Raw genomic sequence first — 20,411 nt, 5'->3', positions numbered from 1 at the left:
GAGGATTGATTGTTAATCTTCTGCTCTTTTTGTATCTCTTTTTCAACTTAATAATTGAGAAGATCGGATTAATCATATATTTTTCGGAGGAGAACAAAAATTGAAATTAAAAGGAGAGAGAGCCAAGAAGTAATGTAACCCCTCATTATAGAAAAAAGTATTGCAATAGTCCATTTTTCCGATAGACGAATGGAGAAATTATAGTATATTTAAGTTGAAGAAAGTTTTTGAAAATAATAACAAAATAAAGTTAAGGAAAAAGGAGGTTTTTGGCATGAAGAATAAATTCGAAACGTTTAGCTCCTTAAAACGCACAATATATTTATGGATCATTCCTTGCCTCCTCGTTTCATTGTTATTAAATAACTTCTTGCAAAACACGTCAGGCAACGAGCACATAGTTGGAACTGTAATCAACACTGTTCTTATCGTGTGGTTCAGTATTTCCTGGTTATTATTGTATAAAAATCAACTTCGCCTGGTTGAGTCTGTAAGTGTAATAATAGTAAGCCTTTACCATATAATTACGTTCTATGACGCAGTTAATAAAGTTATTTTAGAAGCCGGGGAAAACTCGCTTGGAGATTTCATCATTTGGATGCCAGTCATTATGATGTACATTTTTGTTTCGACTAGAAGGAAATATAGTTTGATAGTCGCATTTACAATTCTGGGGCTTACATTAATACCAGGCATACTAAACGCGGGTAGAATCTCGGCGGAGGCTATGGACTCGTTTATCCAATATTATGTTGCAACTATTGTTTATATAGTCATGCTTTATTTTACACAGTACCTTTTTGGTGTTTATAAGGAACTGGCTGCGGCAAAACGGGATGCGTATACGGATTCCTTGACCGGGATTGCAAACCGCCATCAGATTGATACTTGGCTAGAAGGATGTATTGAGGATTGTGCTTATAGTAATAATGCTTTTTCTGTGGCATTTTTTGATATTGACCACTTCAAAGCAATTAACGATCGATATGGACATCATGTAGGGGATGAAGCGCTAAAGGAAATTGTCTCCTTAATTGAAAAGAATCTTGGTGCAGGCGAGCTTTTTGGAAGATGGGGAGGGGAAGAATTTATCGTCATCATTCAAAAACCTGAGAAGGAAGCTGTCATTCTTGCTGAAGGGCTGCGAAAAGTAATTGAATCCCATGAATTCAAGGTTGTTGGAAACATTACCTCCAGCTTTGGGATTGCAGGATATAAAAAGCGCGATACGATTGTCAGTCTTTTGGACCGGGCTGATAAAGCTCTTTATACATCAAAACAACTTGGGAGAAATAAAGTTTATTTACATGAAGCACCGGCTGGATGAGCCGGTGCTTTTACTATGGTTTCTTAAAGTCCTGATTGGGCAGGAACAGAATCTTCACGCAGGTAACGTGAGAATGTTTTTTTCCAGACGTGATAAGTAACCAGGAGAAGGATTGCTGCTCCGCTGATGGCCATTAACATCCAGGCGGGAAGAATTTCAAATAGAACACCGAACAAAATAAGCCCTATCGGTGTCATCCCGCTTGCTCCAGTTTCCAATAGAGACATCACCCGTCCCCGAAGTTCATCCGGGGTTTTCTTCTGCAGCAGAACAAAGATAGGCATGTTTATGACCATTGATAAAGAAGAGCTAATTAGGACAAGGGCGATTAAGTATATGAATATGGCTGTGTTGGGTATGCCTGAAACTGCTGGGAGACTGGGAAGACCCATAAGTATTAATGCAATGGACATACCTGTTATACCGCTAAGGATCGCAAACTCTTTCTTCTTAATTTCCGGCCGGACAGACAAAATTAAAGCCATTAGGAGAGTCCCTACTGAAAACGAACCTTCGATAATTCCTAATTGATACGAGGGCATGTTGCGAACGACTAAGACCAAATACGGCAGGGCAACTGGAAAGGCTGTAAACCAAAAATTCAGCCAAATTGCGAAAAAAATAAGATGCTTAATGAACGGTTCATTTCTAACATAGATAAAGCCTTCCTTTAAATCCTGAAAGAAACCAGTTCTTTCAACTAAATCCTTTTTCTCGGCAAAGAGATTGTACCGGATAAACAAGCTGAGAAGGCCTGAAATGGAAAAGGCAGCAATATTTATTGCCATGAAGGTAGTGATTGGCATAAAACCGAAAAAGGCACCACCAAGAACCGGGCCGAGGATGGCGGACATGGAAGCGGCGGACTGGTTCAGTGACATTGCCTTTTGGATATTATCTGGACCAACCATATTAAAAATTGTGGATGTGACTGCATTGGAATAAAAGGTGTTTAATGTAGTAAGAATTGCTGAAGCTATATACAGCAGCCAAATATCCTGTGTAACATAGGTAAAAAGGACAAGGATTATCCCTAGCCATATGGCACAGCCAAAGTCGCTAAAGATAATAATTTTCTTTCGGTCATACCGATCTGCCAGAGCCCCTGCAACAGGTGAGAGAAGAACCCTTGGAAGAGCCGACATTAACAATGTAATGGCAAAGTTGAGGCTTGAGCCGGTTTGTTCAAGGATATAAAGTCCAATTGCAAAGCCGTAAATTGAGGAGCCGAGAACCGCGACCATTTTAGCAGGTACGAAAAGAAATAAATTTCTTTTAACTGCTTGTTTCAAGATTACACTTCCTCTCCAGGTAATAGTTTTTTGAATACTAATGAAAGATCATAAGATGCTCTTCCGTTCTTATGAGCCACGGTTCTCTTTAGCCATTTTTCGAGAAGAGAGTCAAAATCGTCTTCGAATTCCTTCAATTCTTCTTCCGTAAATTCGAGGCTTATGCCTTTTGTGGTAACTCCCATTTGCTTCGTTCCTTCACTGCGTTCTTTTAAGTTAAAGTGCGTTGCTTTTGAGCGGTAGTATTTCTCGACAATCCCCTTATTTTCCTTTGTTTCTGTTAGGTCCAGAATCCCTCCCTTAAAAAGCTGCTGAATATGGTAGTGGATGCTCCCGGCTGTTTTTCCTAGTTCATCAGCAACCTGTTTAGCCGTCATTGCCTGCTCGCTTAAGAGATAGATAATTTTCACACGTAAAGGTGTTGATATTAGTTTCTGCTGTTCCAAGGTTATGTCCATAATCCTATATTCCAATTTTATTGCACTTCTTTCTAAAAAAGTATTTTGATTTAATTTTACTTTACGTTCTAAATAATTAGAATGCAACCTTTAATTGGAAAAAAAGGAATTATATTTTCCATACATAGTAAATGACTATATAAATCAACCTACGGTAAGGAAATGATTTAAAAGGAGCAGAAAGGGGAAGGAATCCTTAACTGAACCTAAAGGCTCCTTGCTTAAACAAGCAAGGAAAGGGAATTTTAAGGTTGACACAACTAGATAATGAAAGTATACTTACTTACATAAAGTAACTAAATTATGAGAGGGGTACAAATATGGAACAGAAATTTCATACTTACCCAAATACGTTTATAGGCGGCGTTCACTTAAAGGTTGAAAATTTAGAGCGATCCCTTGAATTTTATAAAAAAGTAATTGGTTTTCAAGTATTGGAACAGTCCGATCGGCAAGCCGTACTTGGAGCTGGAGGCAATCAACTTGTTACGTTGGAACAGCCTGATAATGTCATTCCAAAACAGCCACGGAGGAGCGGCCTGTATCATTATGCGATTCTTCTTCCTTCAAGGAAGGAATTAGGAAAGGTACTGCGGCATCTTCTGGAAATTCAATATCCAATAGGAGCAGGGGATCATCTTGTTTCCGAAGCATTATATTTGGATGATCCGGATGGAAATGGGATCGAGATTTATTCGGACCGCCCATCTTCAGGCTGGTCCTGGAATGGAAGTGAGGTTGAAATGGCCACGAAGCAAATTGATGCAGAAGGTATTCTGGCTGCTGCAGAAGGAGAAAAGTGGCAAGGAATGCCTTCAGGAACAATCATTGGGCATGTGCATCTTCATGTGGCGAATTTGCAGGAAACCAAAAAGTTTTACGGTGAGGGACTGGGATTTGATCTAGTGAGCAGATATCCACAGGCTTTGTTTATGTCAACCGGCGGTTATCATCATCACCTTGGGCTGAATACCTGGAATGGCGTAGGCGCGCCTTCACCTGATGAGAATAGTGTAGGACTTAAATACTTCACCTTACTTATGCCAGCGGAGCAAAGAGAGACTGTTATTAAAAAACTCCATGATCTTGGTGTGGCAATTGATGATAATTATATGGTAAAGGATCCTTCGGGTACAGCAGTTAAGCTGGAGACAATTTAATAATCATGATGACAGGAAGCACCCATGCGGCTTCCTGTTTTTTCTATTACCAGAATGCAGCTCGAGAGCCTATGCCTAATCGGCCTTTTGTTCCCCCGATACGATAAGTCATCATCAATTTATTGCCCATTTCTTATTGGAAAAACAACCCTTCTTCCTAAGAAGAAGGGTCAGTCTCATCTAAATCTCTGTTTTCGAAATCTTTTTCTTTAATTATTTCAATATAGAGGATTTGGTGTCCATCAAGATCTGTTACTCTGAATATATAACCTTCTTCCTTAATAAAGTCCCCGGTTTTGACATCATATGTATGGGAAAGAAACCAACCTCCCAACGTATCGATATCCTCATCGGAAATAGAAGTACCAAGTACATCATTGACATTTTCAATTAAAACTTTTCCACTCATAATATAATGCCCATTTTTAATTTTACGTATTTCCGCCACCTCATCAGCATCAAATTCATCCTGAATTTCTCCAACAATTTCTTCAAGTATATCTTCAACCGTTACAATGCCAGCTGTTCCCCCATATTCATCAACAAGAATCGCCATATGAGTCCTCTCCTTCTGCAATTTAACAAGAAGATCATGAATTGGAATGGTTTCTATGACATGCATGATTGGCTTGAGGAAACTGCTAAGCGGTTTATCCAGTAAGGCCTCAGGCGTTAAATTGGCAGTCAGGATTTCTTTGATGTTTACCATACCGGCTATATTGTCCTTGTCCCCATTCACCACAGGGTAGCGTGTATATTTTTCACGTCGAATGGTTTCCAGGATGTCTGCCATGCTGTCATCAATAGCTAGTGTAACTATTTCAGTTCGAGGTACCATGATATCCTTAGCAATCCGGTTATCAAATTCAAATATCTTGTTAACATATGTTAATTCGGATTGGTTGATCTCACCCTGTTCAAAGCTTTCAGACAGGATGATGCGCAGCTCTTCCTCGGAGTGGGCAAGTTCATGCTCTGAGGCTGGTTTAAGGCCGAAAAGTCCAACAAGGAATCGTGCAGACCCATTTAAGGCCCAAATAATCGGGTACATGATTTTATAAAAAATAATAATCGGTTTTGATAACAGCAGTGTTACCTTTTCAGCCATCTGGATTGCAAAGGTCTTTGGTGCAAGCTCGCCAATTACAACGTGCAGGAAGGTAATGACTGAGAAAGCAATGGCAAATGAAAGGATTTCAGCAATATGTTCATTCATGTTGAGAGTATGGAATATAGGTTTCAAAAGCGCCTCTACAGTCGGTTCACCCAACCAGCCAAGTCCCAGAGCGGTAATGGTAATACCAAGCTGGCATGCAGATAAGTATTCATCAAGGTGGGTAATGACGTGCTTAGCGGCTTTTGCGCCTTTTTTGTTCTCCTCAATTAGTTGATCAATCCTGGAACCTCTCACCTTCACGATTGCAAACTCAGTTACAACAAAAAATGCGGTCATAGCAATTAGAACAAATACAAGTAAAAGATTAATTAAAGTTATTGTCACTATATGCCCCGAGAACCCTAGGGTCACACCTCCTGTATGATTTAACCAGCCCGGAAATAGCTGTTAGCTAAAAGTTTTCTGTTATATTATTAGCTAATTACAAACATTCAAGGCAAATGATCAAAACCAGTATTCCTTTTCCCCTGTTAGTATGGAGAAAAACATTGGAGGAAAATGCCGAAAATAAATCCTCAGAATTATCAAATTCCGACAAATTTAAATTGTCGAATGAGTTATGATTTTCTTGTAAAATTATTTCAGAGAAATAACAGCATAAAAGGGACCGCCGGTGGATTCAGAGGGATATTTAATACAGTATAGCTAAATTATACCAATGGTTGTTTGTAAGGTTTTCCAGTATACTATATAAAAGGGTAAATTTACACATAGAAAAAGAGGGTTTAATATACATATAGTTATTAGTGCGGTGTGCAGGGAGTTTAGCCAGCAAGGATGTTTCAGCTTCTGGCTTACTTTATAAGGGGGAATCAATGGTGGAGATTTTTGAAATTAAAGATGAAATCAGACCGGATTGCCTACTGCACGACCAGACATGTATTGAAGTAAAAGAAGAATACGATATTATGTCTGCCAGGCAGGAAGCCCGAAAAGCTGCAAAATCTCTGGGTTTCAGCCTCTTTGATCAATCGAGGGTTATAACACTTATTTCAGAACTCGCCCGCAACATATATAAGTATGCAGGATATGGGAGAATATATATTGATACTGTTGAAGAGCATGGCTTACGCGGTATCTCGATCCTTGCCATTGATGATGGCCCGGGAATAGTAAATGTTGAACGTGCTATGGAGCAAGGTTTTTCAACGTCTGGAAGCCTGGGGGCTGGCCTTCCTGCCATAAAGAGAATGGCGGATGAATTTTTAATCCAGACAGTACCCGGAAAAGGGACATGCATCAGAATTATTAAATGGTTAGATTAACGAAAATTCCATGAAACATTTTTCTAATACCACACCTCGTCCATCCTTAAACGTAAGGATGGATATTTTTTTAAAAAAAGGGTGTGTCAATGAATATTGTTGAGGTTATAGCAATTTCGATTGGAGCGGAAGGCGCGAAGGCTCGTCCGAAGATCCTCATTATTCTCAATATCCTAACCCTTATTGAGTACGAAAATCATTCTTGGAAGCTTTCCTTGTACAACCGCATTTTCCCCCGCGAAGTTCAATCCAAGAAGCTTATTCAACGTCCTAACTCTAATACAACCTCAAAAAAATAAAAAAGCCCCTTCACTGAGGGGCGAGAAAATAAAATAATTATGCTTCTATGGTTTTCTTAGTGCTGCGAATTTCATTTAAATAAGCAGCTGCCTTTGCTTCATCGAACTGTTTTTCCCATTTTGACATAACAATGGCAGCAAGTGAATTACCAACCACATTGACGGCGGTACGAGCCATATCAAGGATTCTGTCGATACCAGCAATAAAAGCCAAACCTTCTACAGGTAGTCCGACTGTACCAAGGGTAGCCAGGAGAACAACGAATGAAACTCCAGGTACACCAGCAATACCTTTTGAGGTAACCATCAAGACAAGAACAAGTGAAAGTTGCTGGCCCCAGGAAAGGTCGATCCCATACATCTGTGCAATGAATATAGCGGCAAGAGCCTGATACAATGTCGAACCATCAAGATTGAATGAATAGCCTGTTGGGATAACAAAAGAAGTAATAGCTTTCGGGCAACCGAACTTTTCCATTTTTTCCATCAGCTTTGGCAACACAGTTTCTGAGCTTGCAGTGGAGTATGCCAGAATAAGCTCGTCCTTTAAAATCACAAACAAATTAAATATGTTGATGCCAAAAATCCGGGCAGTTAAACCAAGTACCACAACGACAAAGAATATCATCGTTCCATATGTTGTGAGGACAAGTTTGCTAAGTGGGACGAGTGAGCTGACACCAAATTTCGATACCGTTACTCCAATTAACGCGAATACTCCGAATGGAGCGAATTTCATTATCTGGTTCGTCATATAAAACATGGCATCCGCAACACCCTGGAAGAAACTCAATACAGGTTTTCCTCTTTCACCAATTGCTGCAACACCAAGCCCAAACAGCACGGAGAAGAAGATAATAGCCAGCATATCGCCCCTTGCCATGGCGTCAATAATGTTAGTAGGTACAATGTTAATAAAGGTTTCAGCCATGCTGTGAGATTGTACTTCCTCAGTTGTGGACATATAGCTACCAATATCACCCTTTGTCAGGGAACCCATATCAATGCCTAGCCCGGGTTTAAACAGGTTTGCGCTAAGCAGTCCAACCATGATGGCAATTGTTGTAATAATTTCAAAGTAAAGCAGTGATTTACCGCCAAGTTTTCCAAGTTTTTTAATATCACCAACACCTGCAACTCCAATAACAATGCTGGCGATGACAATTGGCACAACAATCATTTTTATAAGCCGAATAAAAATAGTTCCTATCGGCTGCAGCCATTCCTGAACGGAAGGATTGCCATAAAAAATAGCGCCAATGGCAATCCCGAGTGCAAGCCCAATCAGAATTTGCCATGCCAAACCAATTTTTCTCATATCTATCAAACTCCTTTAATTGGATTGGTTAAAAAAACACATATTCCTCATTTTAATGAGACTCGTAGAATGTGTCAAAAGTAAATATTAACAATAAAAATTAGGAAACCCTTTAAGAGTAGCACGAGAGAAGTGATTAAACCATGTCTATTTAAGCACAGTTTAGGGGTTTTAGAATAAAAAACTTTGGGCCAGACAGCATAATCAGTTATCCGTGTTTTTTTTGAAAACAACAGAGAAGTTAGTGAACATTAAAAAATCCTGCCAACCCTTGGGCTGGCAGGATTCAGTAGGTTACCTTTTGTTAAAAGGATTATTTGGATCATTCGGGTTATGATTATTAGGATCTGTAAAGGTAGGTCCCTGATTAAGATTAGGGTTTCCTGGCTGATTGTGAATCCCGGGATATCCTGGCTGGTTTTGGCTGCCATCGCGGGCAGGTGGTTTCACTACCGTTGTTTGTTCAAATTTTTGATCAAGACGGGCAAGGTATTTGGACGCAAATTCTCTTCCGCCTAGGCCAAATGCCAACCCAAATGCCAATGCCAGACCGCCAAGAATCAAAATGAAAGCGGCGTTTACGATGGAAGCTGCTACACCAAGCTGTGCCAGTGCCATAAAAACTGAAATGGCAATGACAGCGTATTTTGCCACTGAAGAGAGCATACCGTAATGAGGGCCCTGCAGCATGCTCGAAAGCAATCGTTTGAGAAGGTTGCTAACATACAGGCCTACCACAAGAATAATCAGGGCAGCAATAACATGTGGCAAGTAGCCAATAACGCCTGTTGCAAGTGTAACAAAGAAGTCTAGGCCCACTAAATTTAATGCTTCAACTACAAAAAGGAGAACAATGAAAACCTGGGCAACTGTTCCAACAGCTTTTGAAAGTGAAAGTGCGGACGTGGAGTTTTTGCCAATCCCCACTCCTTTTAAAAAGTTATTGAAGCCAACACGGTCAAGCAAGTCAGTGATGAATGTGTTTGCCCATCGGCCAAGCCAGAAACCAATGAGTACCATTATAATGCCTACAATTATATTTGGTATCATCGTTAAAACATCATTCAGCATATTGATGGCAGGGCCTGATATTCCATTAAGATCAAGGCGTTCGAGGGCTGTGATGAATGTTGGGATAAGAATAAGAACAAAAACAATTGTTCCAATTACCGATGATAGGCTTGTCCCTTCAAAAAGCCTTTTTGCCCCGAAACGGTCAACCAGTTTTTCAAGCCCCAATCCTTGAAGCAGATTAGTTACAATATCGCGGACAATTTTTGCGATAAACCAGCCGACGAGGACAATAAGAGCTGCAGCGAACAGTTTTGGCAGGAAAGCTAGGATACTGCCAAGCATGTTTGAGAATGGTTCTGAAATGCCGCTTATGTCAAGGGCTGCCAAAACTCCTGGCAAGAACAGGAGCAGAACGAGATAAAATACAATTTTAGCTATTCGGTCTGCCAGCTGGCCAGGATCTTCACTGTCCTTTGTAATATTTAACTTTTGCGAAAGCTGGTGGACTCTTAATGTACGGCCACCTTTTTTAATTAAATAACTCAGTCCTGAGGCAACAAGCCAGCCTGCAGCTAGAATAAGAGCTGCTTTTAGAATGCTTGGGATAGCAGATGTGATGGCTGACATCATGCTTACTAGTGGTCCAGCAATGATGTTCAGGTCAAGTATATTAAAGAAAAGGATAAATACGAATACCAGCAGGATATAATACACAATTTTGCTGATAATCTTCTCGGACGAGAATTTCCTGTCCTTTACATGAGAGAACAGGCGATTATCGAGATTTGATTTTTGAAGAGCTTTGTAAACCCCTTTTTCTATAGCCTTAGCAAGTAACCAGCCAATTAAAAGGACTGCTAAAGCAATTAGAAGGTCTGGAAGCTTATAAGTAAATTGCTCCCATCCTCCCCATACGTCATTATTAGTTCTCAATATAGACCACTCCTTCTAGTATATCTTGATTCCAAGCTATTCCTGCTTTACCCGGGTTTTTCATTCTTAAACGGGTGTGAAAGTTTAACAATTTTTCAGTGAGGTTTATGAAGTGGTGGGGAAATGGGTATGAAGAAGTAAATTAGAATGGCAGTGGAAGAAGGAGTGACCAGGCATGGCCATGTACAATCGAGGTCTTTTAATATACAACGGAAATGCTGGACAGAAAGATATCGAGAAAAGCCTTGGAGAATGTATTCCGGTATTAAGCAGGGAAATCAATGAATTGATTTTGTTAAAGACGTCAGAGCCCGGTCATGCAGAGCGGTTCTGCATGGAGTACGGGGAAACTGCTGAACTAGTCATTGTCCTTGGAGGGGATGGTACAGTCCATGATTCCATAAATGGCCTGGCTCGTTTGGAAAAAAGGCCAATACTTGCTATTTTGCCCGGAGGGACCTGTAATGATTTCAGCAGGACACTCAATATGCCTCAAACTATTCGACAAGCCGCTGAAATGATTATTACAGGCATAGAGGTTCCTATTGATGTAATGGAAATCAATGGCCGCTATGCCTTGAACTTTTGGGGGACGGGCCTGGTCACCGAGGCTTCCAATAATATAAAGGAATCAGAAAAACAGTGGTTTGGCAAAGTCAGTTATTATCTCAGTGCTTTACGGACAATGAGGCAAATGGAGACGTTTTGCTATCAAATTGATTGCGACGGTGAAATCCTGGAAGGCGAGGCTGTCATGATTTTGGTTGCGAATGGAAGATTTATTGGAACCAATCAGCTTCCATTCTCCAATATCCATGCTAATGATGGCCAGGCCAATGTGTTTATTATTAAAAATACCAATTTGGGGTTAATAAAAGAAATTTTAACGTCGGACGTTACGGCAGGAGACGACGATGCTTCAGGCGAGGTCATCCATTGTATGGGGAGTGAAATAAAAATCTCAACAGATCAAGTGATGGAGGCGGACGCCGACGGGGAGGTATATCTAAAAACGCCTGCTATGGTGAGGGTGCTAAAGCATCATATTCTTGCACTTATTCCCAAGGACGATAGTGTAATGTATTAGGCAAATGATATGTGCCTTTTAAGATTACTTTATCCCGTTTATGAGACTGGGATTTAGCAAGAATGAACAAATTAGTATGTGTGAAAATAAAAGGAGGCCTTCGATTTTCGAAGGTCTCCGATTATCCATTCATGTAAGTTGATGAAGAAATAGAGTAGCAATCCCAAAATATGTGATAAGCGAGAAAATATCATTCAAGGTCGTAATCAATGGCCCGGAAGCTACCGCCGGGTCAATATTTATATGATACAGTATGATCGGAATAATTGTTCCTGCAAGTGTTCCGATAATTAGAGTTAAAAATAGAGAGCTGCCCACTACAATACCAAGTACATAGTTATCCTGCCAAATGAATGCAATAACCGCTATTAAAATCGAACAGATTAGCCCGATAATAAGCCCAACGCCTAATTCGCGGACGATTAATTTTGAAATTACCTTCTTGTCAATTTCATTAGTACTTAACCCACGGACTACAACTGCAAGCGATTGGGTCCCGGTATTCCCTGTCATCCCGGAGATCATCGGCATGAAAAAGGCGAGGGCAACAACTTGCTGAAGTGTGTCAGAATACGAGCTGATAATTCGCCCGGATACAAGCCCAATAAACAAAAGGAGGATTAGCCAGGGGAGCCTTCGGTAAGCAGCTATAAAAGCCTTTGTATCAAAGTCAATTGATTTCCCAGAAGCAGACAACTTTTCAATATCCTCGTTTGCTTCCTGAATGACAACGTCAATGATATCGTCGACCGTAACAATCCCAACGAGGACTTTTTCAGCATTTACAACCGGAATTGCCATAAAGTCATACCGTTCAATCATCCGTGCTACTTCCTCCTGGTCTGTTTCGGCGGAAACAGAAATGACGCGTTCGAACATAATGTTATTTATAATTTCATTAGAATCGGCAATCAACAGGTCTCGGTATGAAACAACTCCGACTAGTCGCCTCTGTTCATCAATTACATATAAATAATTAATGGTTTCGGCAAAGTCGGCGAAGGATTTCAATTTTCCGACCGCTTCTCGGACAGTATAATAATTTCGGATCCAGACAAATCGGTTGGTCATAAGACGGCCAGCGGTTTCTGGAGGATAATTCATGATGTCCTGAACGATTTTTGACTCTTCTTTTTTCATCCCTGAGAGAAGGGCGGAAATTCTTTCAGGAGACAGCTCTTCAAGAAGTGAGGCAAGGTCATCATTATCCATCAAATCAAGGACTTTCCCTGTTTTTTCAATCCCCAATCTGTTAAGGACATCATGCTGTTCTTCAGTATCAAGCTCTTCAAGCAAATCAGCAAGAAGGTGTGGATTCAGATATAGGAGGAAGCGGGTCTTGTGCTTTTCAGGAAAGTCTTCAAAAAGCCTGGCCACATCATACGGCTGGAGCTCATCGAGAATTGTCTCGAATTCTTTTCTTTTGTTTTCTTTGATGGCCTTAATAACCAGAAGGGTAATCTGGTCTTTCGACATGTTTTGAATCATATGCCCACACTCCTTTCCGGCAGAGGTTGCCATGTTCATTATATGAGAATAACCGTCAATTTGAAATAAGAGAGGATAACTTTTTTGTGTATGGTACTTTTATGCAATTCTTTAATTGTAAGGTGTTCGCATATATAGCAGTCTGCGCTGTATATGTGAAGGTTAGAGACATGAAAGATAAGTCTGAAAACGGAATTTGTTGATTAGGGTATAACGAACACTGTAGATTTGTGCTGATTAGCTTTCCACTTATATAGTTTATAAAATTATTCCACAAAACAAGAAAGGCAAACAAGCAGAAAAAAGAATAGAAAAGCGAATTTTTTTCTGGTTTTTGTTATGATGGGAAGGGAACTTTAATGAAGAAAGAATGGAGGGTTTGCCATGAAAAAGCAAAATCAGGACGTGCGTGACCTAATTTATGTTCATTTAAACCAGGCTTCCCAATATGTATTGTCCTGTGGCATTGAATTCCGGGAATTCATGGCCGCTTTTTCAGGCTTTCCAAATCATCTTCTCTTATTGAAACATCAATTTGAGGATGGAGAATTTAATCGCCATACACGGTTTGAATATGTCATGAAGGAAAAAATCGGAAAGTTATCAAAAGAAGATGTGAATGGGTATGGGGATTTCTGCTGGATTGATTTTGCCGAGGAAGCGGTCCTAAACGAATTGAGTGGCCAGGAGATAGCTGAATTGTTATATCTAGGCCACGCAATGCAGCATCTAAAACTGCCATTTTATAATCAGCTGGGGAACAGGTTTGTATATTTGTCCCACGACGATGGCTGGTCTAATAAAACATATTATCGTAGCATGATGGACTTCTTTTCGATGCTCAGCTATGTCATCCCATTGAAAATGGGTGATTTGAAATTTGAAAAAACACTTTTCGGTATAAAAAAGAAACGGCTTTATCCCAGTTTAAACAAGGATCTCCTCTTATCACTAGTACCATTTATGAAGGAAGGAATTTGTATATCTGTTAAGGATGCAGATTCCCAAAAAGGGAGAATTGAAATCCCTATCTGGATGGTTGGGGATTTTGCGAATATGGATGATATGTACGAGGCTTACACAAGAACAGTCCGAAAACAGTGCCATGCCAAGTTGGTGTTTGATAAGAAACTAAAAGACTGGAAACTGTTTGTTATTTGACCGCGAGCTTTTCAGGGTAATAAAAAGTTACTGCGGGTTCCTACATAGTGCATGGCTGGAAATAAGAGACTGGAAACTTTTACCGAGGGTATTTTAGGGGTGGGGATTTCTGTAATTAGTGGTTCCGCCTATGAACCTTCTTAATAAACTAATATGAGGTTAATTATTTCTATCCTGCTCTTACTTATGTAAAATGAGTATGAAAATAAATTGGAGGTAACAAAATGAAGACCAAACTTGGTTTGTTATACGGCGGAAAATCCGCAGAACATAAAGTGTCAATGCAAACCGCACTGGCTGTCATCAAAGCACTTGATGTTGAGAAATTCGACATTTACCCTATCTACATAACCGTAGATGGGAATTGGGTAAAGGGTGAGCAATTGCTGGGTCCGGTTGGATCAATCGAAGAGCTTGAATTTAAACCTCTAGAGGAAGCAAGCCAGTTTGACCCATCAATTTTTAAGGGAGCAGATGGAAATAACCTCGATGTCATTTTCCCTCTATTGCATGGCCCGAATGGGGAAGATGGCACGGTTCAAGGGCTGCTTGAGCTGCTTAATCTTCCGTATGTCGGAAATGGGGTGCTTGCGTCGGCTGCGGGTATGGATAAAGTCATCATGAAGAATATATTTGCAGAGGCAGGTCTTGGCCAGGTTGATTATACTTCATTCATCCGCAGTGAATGGGAAACCGGTAGAGAAGCAGCATATGAAAAGGTAGAGGAAAAGCTGGGGTACCCATGTTTTGTAAAGCCGGCTAATCTCGGTTCCAGTGTCGGTATTAGCAAATGCAGAAACCGTGAGGAACTCGATAATGCCTTTGCAGAGGCGTTCATATTCGATCGCAAGATAATTGTTGAAGTCGGTGTTACAGCAAGGGAAATTGAAGTAGCTGTCCTTGGGAATGATAATCCGGAGGTTTCGGTTGCGGGTGAAATTGTACCTAAAAAGGACTTTTATGATTACAAAGCCAAGTATGAAGACGGCAATACAGCATTGATTATCCCTGCTGAACTAGGCAATGACAAATACAGCAGGATGAAGGATATGGCTGTCAAAGCATTCAAGGCGCTTGATTGCTCAGGGCTTGTACGGGCGGATTTCTTCCTGACAGAGAATGGCACAGTCCTAATTAATGAGGTAAATACAATGCCGGGGTTCACGCCATTTAGTATGTTCCCTCTTCTATGGAAGCATACAGGAATTGAATACCCTGAGCTTATTGAAAAACTTGTGAATCTGGCGCTGGAAAGGCATGCCGAGAAGCAGACGATTAAATACACTTTTTAGCATGTATATAGTGAAAGGGACACGCCTAGGCGGTGTCCTTTTTCCAATGGGAGGTACGTAAATGATTTCTAAAACGATTAAGGAAATTGCGGATATGATTCCAGTTTCCAATGATACGTCTCTTTTTAACGAAACGGTCATTACTGGTGTTGCGATTGATTCGCGTAAAGCCGCTAACGGAAATTTGTTTGTTCCGTTTAAGGGAGAAAAGGTGGACGGCCATCGCTATGTTGCATCAGCTATTAAACAAGGTGCCGCTGCAGCTCTATGGCAAAAAGATGTTCCGAATCCTCCAGAGGGGCTGCCTCTTTTGGTGGTCGAGGATTGCCTGGCTGCACTCCAGGAGCTTGCAAGAGCCTATCTTAAACAGTTGGATGTTAAAGTGGTAGGCATAACAGGCAGCAATGGAAAAACAACTACGAAAGATATGGTTACCAGCCTGCTTTCGCAAAAATACAAGGTGCAAAAAACGGAAGGTAATTTTAATAATCATATTGGACTTCCGCTAACAGTTCTGCAGTTGGATAAAAATACAGAAATTGCTGTTTTAGAGATGGGCATGAGCGCCCGAGGGGAAATTTCCCTGCTGACAAAGCTGGCTGAGCCGGATGCTGTCATTATTACGAATATTGGGGAAGCCCATCTGCTTGACCTGGGATCTAGAGAGGCGATTGCCGAAGCAAAGCTTGAAATTCTTGAGGGGCTGAAAGAAGGCGGACTTGCTGTTTTGAATGGGGATGAACCCCTCTTGATGGATAGGGTTGCAGGCAGAAAAGAGCTGAATGTCCAGACCTTTGGCAGAAGTGAATCTAATAAGATTTATCCAACTACTATTAATCAGACTCAAAGTGGCAATAATTTTAAAATTAACTTATCAGATCAGCCATTTCATTTGCCGGTCCTAGGGATTTACAATATTGTCAATGCGCTGGGCGCTATCCTGATAGCCCGCCATTTTTCCGTTTCCTTTGAAGAAATCGCTAAAGGGCTAAAAGAAACAAGACTTACCCAGATGCGCATGGAAATGACAGAAGGAGCCAATGGAGAAAAAATTATTAATGATGCCTATAATGCAAGCCCTACTTCGATGACAGCTGCAATTGAATTAGTTGCAAATCTGCCGGGCTATGCCAGAAAGGTCCTTGTGCTCGGCGACATGCTTGAGCTAGGGCCAATGGAAGAGGAATTTCATTTTAAAATTGGCGAAACAATCGATCCGGAAAAAATCAGCTTTGTATTTACCTATGGCGAGCTGGGAGCCAAGATCGCAGACGGTGCCAGCAAGATTTTTGGTGGAGAAAGGGTATTTTCATTCACCAGCAAGCAGCACTTAACTCAAGAATTAAAAAAACATACTAATGGTGAGACCCTTGTTTTAGTAAAGGCATCTAGGGGAATGAAATTAGAGGAAGTTGTTACGTCCTTGCAGAAAAACTAATCCAATACAACCTTTGTTAAAAACAATCGAAGAACAATGCAAAAACACAGGGCATCTTTAGAATCAAACCGTCCCTGAGTTGGTTCCCTTTTACGGTTTATAATAGGATTTATCAAGGAGGTGAGACATACATGATAGGCTGCTTATGCATTCATGGTTTTACTGGAGCGCCTTATGAAGTAGAGCCGCTGGCTGAACATTTAATGAAGGTACATCCAGAGTGGGAGTTCCGAATTCCTACTTTACCTGGCCATGGAGAGATGCTTGCATTAAGAGGGGTTGCTTTCCGCGAATGGATTGAACATGCCGAGGAGGAGTATTCTGTTCTTGCCCAGAGGTGCGATACTATATATGTAATTGGCTTTTCAATGGGCGGGATGATTGCGAGTTATATTGCTGCAAACCATAAAGTCGACAAGCTTGTCCTGCTAAGTGCTGCGGCCTATTATTTAAACCCAAGGCAATTGGCACTTGAGATAAAAGATATCGCACGGGACTTGGTTCACGGAAATCTGGCCGAAAATGAATTATTTTTGCGTTATAAACAAAAAATAGTTCAGACACCACTAACCGCTGCTTTGCAGTTTCGAAGATTGGTCAGCTATGTGCGCCCACAGCTTGAATTAATCTCGGTGCCGACTCTTATAGCCCAGGGAGAAATGGACGGACTTGTTCCACCTAAAAGTGCGGAATACTTGTACAAAACGATACCTGCTAAACAGAAGAAATTAACCTATATAAAAGGATCAGCACATCATATATGTCATTGCCAGGAAAAAGATGCCCTTTTTTCCGAGGTAGAAGCCTTTTTGCAGGAAATGCCGGAGATGTCCCTATCCACCTGAAGGGAAGCTTAATTGCATTAGTTTTGCAAAAGTGGTATGATTACACCCAACGTGTCTAAAAGTTCGTCATTACAGGGCATACTCCTACAAGGAGAATGTCTTTTTTTGCTAAAATAGAAAAGTGAAGGTTAAGGACTAACCTCTTATGTGAATTCAGGACGTTTTTCTGCACGTAAACTATAGAGCTTTACAAGAAGGAGAATGAATAACATTGACCAAGTTTGAAGAACTAGGCTTGAGCCCGCAGACTCTTAAAGCCGTTTTGAAGATGGGTTTCGAAGAAGCAACGCCAATTCAGGCTGAAACCATTCCGTTGAGCATGGAAAATAAGGATTTGATTGGACAGGCACAAACAGGTACAGGGAAGACCGCCGCATTCGGAATTCCGCTTGTTGAAAAGGTCGACATTTCCAACCATGCTGTCCAGGGGATTATCATCGCACCGACCCGCGAACTGGCTATCCAGGTTTCAGAAGAGTTGTATAAAATCGGTGCCGGCAAGCGTGTCCAAGTGTTGCCTATTTACGGTGGCCAGGATATTAGCCGTCAAATCCGTTCCCTAAAGAAGGGCCCTCATATTGTTGTAGGGACTCCAGGTCGTTTAATTGACCACATCAACAGGAAAACCCTCCGCCTTGATCAGGTTCATACTGCTATTTTGGATGAAGCGGATGAAATGCTGAATATGGGCTTCATTGAAGATATTGAAGCGATTCTTGCTGAAATACCAGCAGAACGGCAAACATTGCTGTTCTCGGCAACCATGCCAGCTCCAATCCAGAGGATGGCAGAGAAATTCATGCGTGACCCTCAGGTAATTCGCGTAAAAACAAAGGAAATGACTGTTCCTTTGATTGAACAGTATTATGTTGAAGTTCAGGAAAAAAATAAGTTCGATGTTCTAACAAGACTCCTTGACATTCAATCACCTGAATTGGCTATTATTTTCGGCCGTACCAAGCGTCGTGTTGACGAGCTTTCTGAAGCTCTAAACTTACGGGGCTATGCTGCAGAGGGAATTCACGGAGATCTTACTCAGGCTAAGCGTATGTCCGTTTTGCGCAAGTTCAAAGAGGGGACAATTGAAGTCCTGGTTGCAACAGATGTTGCTGCGCGTGGCTTGGATATTTCAGGTGTAACTCATGTTTATAATTTTGATATTCCGCAAGATCCTGAATCCTATGTTCACCGTATCGGCCGGACAGGCCGTGCAGGGAAAGCTGGTATGGCCCTTACATTCGTAACACCTCGTGAAAAGTCTTATCTTTCTGTCGTGGAACGCACTACCAAGCGGAAGATGGAGCGGATGACGCCGCCAACTCTTGATGAGGCACTCGAAGGCCAGCAAAAGGCTGTGATTGAGCGGATTACCCAAACAATTGAAGATAATAATCTCCAGTTTTATTCCCGGGCAGCTGCTGAACTTCTCGAAGGCCACGATGCTTCAACCGTAGTTGCGGCTGTTTTGAAAATGTTAACGAAAGAACCTGACACAACCCCGGTTAAGCTTACGGATGAATCACCGCTTCCACAGCGGAGGGACCGCGATCGGGACCGAAAGCCGTATGATAGGAGAAGGACTGGCGATGCCAAGGGCGGTTATGATCGCCGGAAGAAAGGCTCATATGGTCCTCGCAGTGGTGACAAGCGCCCGTATGAAAAGCGGACAGGTTCAAAGCCTCGCAGCTATAACAATAATACAAGGCCTGAATAAAGCAGGATAAACAAGAGGGTGCCCTTAATTTAGGGTACCCTCTTTATTATTTAATGTTTTGCCTTCTGGAATGGAATACTAAAGGAAAGACCATTTCGGAAGGAGCCGGCCTATGACGATTGTAAGACTAGGATATGTAGCGATGAGCACAACTCTCTCAAACTGTTCACCCTCACAAACCATGACTTTTGCCCAATTCCAGCGATTGAAGGACCGTGATGCTGCCGTCAGGAAACTCGAGCGGATTGCACAGTCAAACCTTGAGAACTGTTTAAGGCTGCTCAGACACAACCGGGCGAATGATATCCTGTTTTTTCGTTTAAGTTCAAGGTTGGTGCCGCTGGCCAATCATGAAGAGCTTGACGATTGGGACTACGTAAGTCCGCTAAGGGAAGGGTTTGGTAATATAGCGAACTTTCTTAAGGAATATCCGATCAGGGTCGATTTCCATCCCGATCATTTTGTTGTCCTGAATACTGATAAGCAAGAAATATTAAGAACATCCATCCAGACACTCAGTATGCACCGGCGTTTTTTAAAGGAAATGAAAATTCCATCCGAGCATCGCTGTGTTATTCATATAGGAGGGGGCTATGCGGATAAAGAAAAGGCACTTGAAATGTTCATTCATAATTGGGCCTATATTCCACAGCAGCTTCAGGCGATGACTATACTCGAAAACGATGATACAACCTTTACATTAAAAGAAAGCCTGTACCTATGCGAGAAGCTGGGGGTTCCTTGTGTATTTGATTATCACCACCATCTTGCCCATCATGATGAAAGCGAGTGGGAGCAGGATTGGGAAAGGGTTGTAGCCTCTTGGTCGTGGTCTAAACTGCCGGTCAAAATGCATATTTCGAGTCCAAAATCAGAGAAGGAATACAGGGCACATGCCGACTATATTGATCCAGCTATGTTCCTTGAATTTTTGCACGGAATTAAGGGATCTGTACCAGAGTTGGATTGCATGATTGAAGCAAAAGCAAAGGATGCGGCCTTATTTAAGCTTATGGATGACTTGAAAAGTGAACCGGGAATTGAGGTAATTGATGGGGCATCATTCTATTTGAAATAGGATCTGTTCATTTTTTCGTGCGAGGCAATGCTCCCTCCGGTATACTTAATGCAGAACATTTAAAC

17 protein-coding genes are annotated in these 20,411 nt (G+C 41.4%); 11 read left to right on the top strand and 6 right to left on the bottom strand.

All coding sequences use genetic code 11. From position 1 onward, the window contains the following. The first annotated feature begins 274 nt into the window (after window positions 1-274). The gene (locus TY16_RS25480; RefSeq protein ID WP_052342854.1) at window positions 275-1,327 is read left to right on the top strand and encodes a GGDEF domain-containing protein; all 1,053 of its coding nucleotides are present in this window, start codon (window positions 275-277) and stop codon (window positions 1,325-1,327) included. A gap of 23 nt (window positions 1,328-1,350) precedes the next feature. On the opposite strand, the gene TY16_RS24875 is transcribed toward TY16_RS25480, so the two are convergent. Together TY16_RS24875 and TY16_RS24870 are read right to left on the bottom strand one after the other, a co-directional pair. Then, window positions 1,351-2,619, bottom strand: coding sequence for an MFS transporter (locus tag TY16_RS24875; protein ID WP_043934375.1), 1,269 nt, complete (start codon window positions 2,617-2,619; stop codon window positions 1,351-1,353). A 2-nt stretch (window positions 2,620-2,621) separates the two neighbouring features. Then, window positions 2,622-3,077 carry a winged helix-turn-helix domain-containing protein gene (locus TY16_RS24870; RefSeq protein ID WP_043934374.1) on the bottom strand — a complete coding sequence of 152 codons (456 nt, stop codon included), beginning with the start codon at window positions 3,075-3,077 and terminating at the stop codon, window positions 2,622-2,624. Between the two features lie 320 nt (window positions 3,078-3,397). Here TY16_RS24870 and TY16_RS24865 point away from each other — a divergent pair, with 320 nt between their 5' ends. After that, complete coding sequence (locus tag TY16_RS24865) at window positions 3,398-4,237, top strand: VOC family protein (RefSeq protein WP_043934373.1); 840 nt, start codon at window positions 3,398-3,400, stop codon at window positions 4,235-4,237. 157 nt (window positions 4,238-4,394) lie between these two features. Here the strand turns inward: TY16_RS24865 and TY16_RS24860 are convergent, their stop codons facing one another. Then, window positions 4,395-5,732 carry a hemolysin family protein gene (locus TY16_RS24860; RefSeq protein ID WP_043934968.1) on the bottom strand — a complete coding sequence of 446 codons (1,338 nt, stop codon included), beginning with the start codon at window positions 5,730-5,732 and terminating at the stop codon, window positions 4,395-4,397. 545 nt (window positions 5,733-6,277) lie between these two features. Here TY16_RS24860 and TY16_RS24855 point away from each other — a divergent pair. Together TY16_RS24855 and TY16_RS24850 are read left to right on the top strand one after the other, a co-directional pair. Further along, a complete protein-coding gene (locus TY16_RS24855; protein ID WP_043934967.1) occupies window positions 6,278-6,679 on the top strand; it encodes an anti-sigma regulatory factor in 402 nt (133 codons plus the stop codon). 89 nt (window positions 6,680-6,768) lie between these two features. After that, a complete protein-coding gene (locus TY16_RS24850; protein ID WP_043934372.1) occupies window positions 6,769-6,978 on the top strand; it encodes a hypothetical protein in 210 nt (69 codons plus the stop codon). A 37-nt stretch (window positions 6,979-7,015) separates the two neighbouring features. Here TY16_RS24850 and gltP read toward each other — a convergent pair whose 3' ends face one another. Together gltP and TY16_RS24840 are read right to left on the bottom strand one after the other, a co-directional pair. Continuing rightward, on the bottom strand, window positions 7,016-8,296 hold the full coding sequence (gene gltP, locus TY16_RS24845) for a glutamate/aspartate:proton symporter GltP (RefSeq protein WP_043934371.1): 1,281 nt from the start codon (window positions 8,294-8,296) through the stop codon (window positions 7,016-7,018). Window positions 8,297-8,590: 294 nt separating this feature from the next. After that, the gene (locus TY16_RS24840) at window positions 8,591-10,243 is read right to left on the bottom strand and encodes a mechanosensitive ion channel (RefSeq protein WP_043934370.1); all 1,653 of its coding nucleotides are present in this window, start codon (window positions 10,241-10,243) and stop codon (window positions 8,591-8,593) included. Between the two features lie 175 nt (window positions 10,244-10,418). Between TY16_RS24840 and TY16_RS24835 the strand changes: the two genes are divergently transcribed. Further along, on the top strand, window positions 10,419-11,330 hold the full coding sequence (locus TY16_RS24835) for a diacylglycerol/lipid kinase family protein (protein ID WP_043934369.1): 912 nt from the start codon (window positions 10,419-10,421) through the stop codon (window positions 11,328-11,330). Between the two features lie 129 nt (window positions 11,331-11,459). On the opposite strand, the gene mgtE is transcribed toward TY16_RS24835, so the two are convergent. Next, window positions 11,460-12,818 (bottom strand): magnesium transporter, encoded by a 1,359-nt coding sequence (gene mgtE, locus TY16_RS24830; RefSeq protein WP_043934368.1) that lies wholly within the window; start codon window positions 12,816-12,818, stop codon window positions 11,460-11,462. A gap of 384 nt (window positions 12,819-13,202) precedes the next feature. Here mgtE and TY16_RS24825 point away from each other — a divergent pair, with 384 nt between their 5' ends. The 6 genes from TY16_RS24825 (at window position 13,203) to uvsE (ending at window position 20,346) form a co-directional block, all read left to right on the top strand. Continuing rightward, on the top strand, window positions 13,203-13,979 hold the full coding sequence (locus tag TY16_RS24825) for a hypothetical protein (RefSeq protein ID WP_043934367.1): 777 nt from the start codon (window positions 13,203-13,205) through the stop codon (window positions 13,977-13,979). Window positions 13,980-14,203: 224 nt separating this feature from the next. After that, entirely contained in the window at window positions 14,204-15,271 is a 1,068-nt protein-coding gene (locus tag TY16_RS24820; protein WP_043934366.1) for a D-alanine--D-alanine ligase, read from the top strand. A 61-nt stretch (window positions 15,272-15,332) separates the two neighbouring features. Beyond that, complete coding sequence (locus TY16_RS24815) at window positions 15,333-16,709, top strand: UDP-N-acetylmuramoyl-tripeptide--D-alanyl-D-alanine ligase (protein ID WP_043934365.1); 1,377 nt, start codon at window positions 15,333-15,335, stop codon at window positions 16,707-16,709. A 131-nt stretch (window positions 16,710-16,840) separates the two neighbouring features. Beyond that, window positions 16,841-17,554 (top strand): alpha/beta hydrolase, encoded by a 714-nt coding sequence (locus TY16_RS24810; RefSeq protein ID WP_043934364.1) that lies wholly within the window; start codon window positions 16,841-16,843, stop codon window positions 17,552-17,554. Between the two features lie 205 nt (window positions 17,555-17,759). Continuing rightward, window positions 17,760-19,268 carry a DEAD/DEAH box helicase gene (locus TY16_RS24805; protein ID WP_442853264.1) on the top strand — a complete coding sequence of 503 codons (1,509 nt, stop codon included), beginning with the start codon at window positions 17,760-17,762 and terminating at the stop codon, window positions 19,266-19,268. Window positions 19,269-19,380: 112 nt separating this feature from the next. Further along, entirely contained in the window at window positions 19,381-20,346 is a 966-nt protein-coding gene (gene uvsE / locus TY16_RS24800; protein WP_043934362.1) for a UV DNA damage repair endonuclease UvsE, read from the top strand. Window positions 20,347-20,411: the final 65 nt, after the last annotated feature.

The sequence above is a fragment of the Bacillus sp. EB01 genome (assembly GCF_000613125.1).
In the GTDB taxonomy this organism is placed as follows: Bacteria; Bacillota; Bacilli; order Bacillales; family Cytobacillaceae; genus Bacillus_D.
This window is presented reverse-complemented; position numbering and strand designations above follow the sequence as displayed.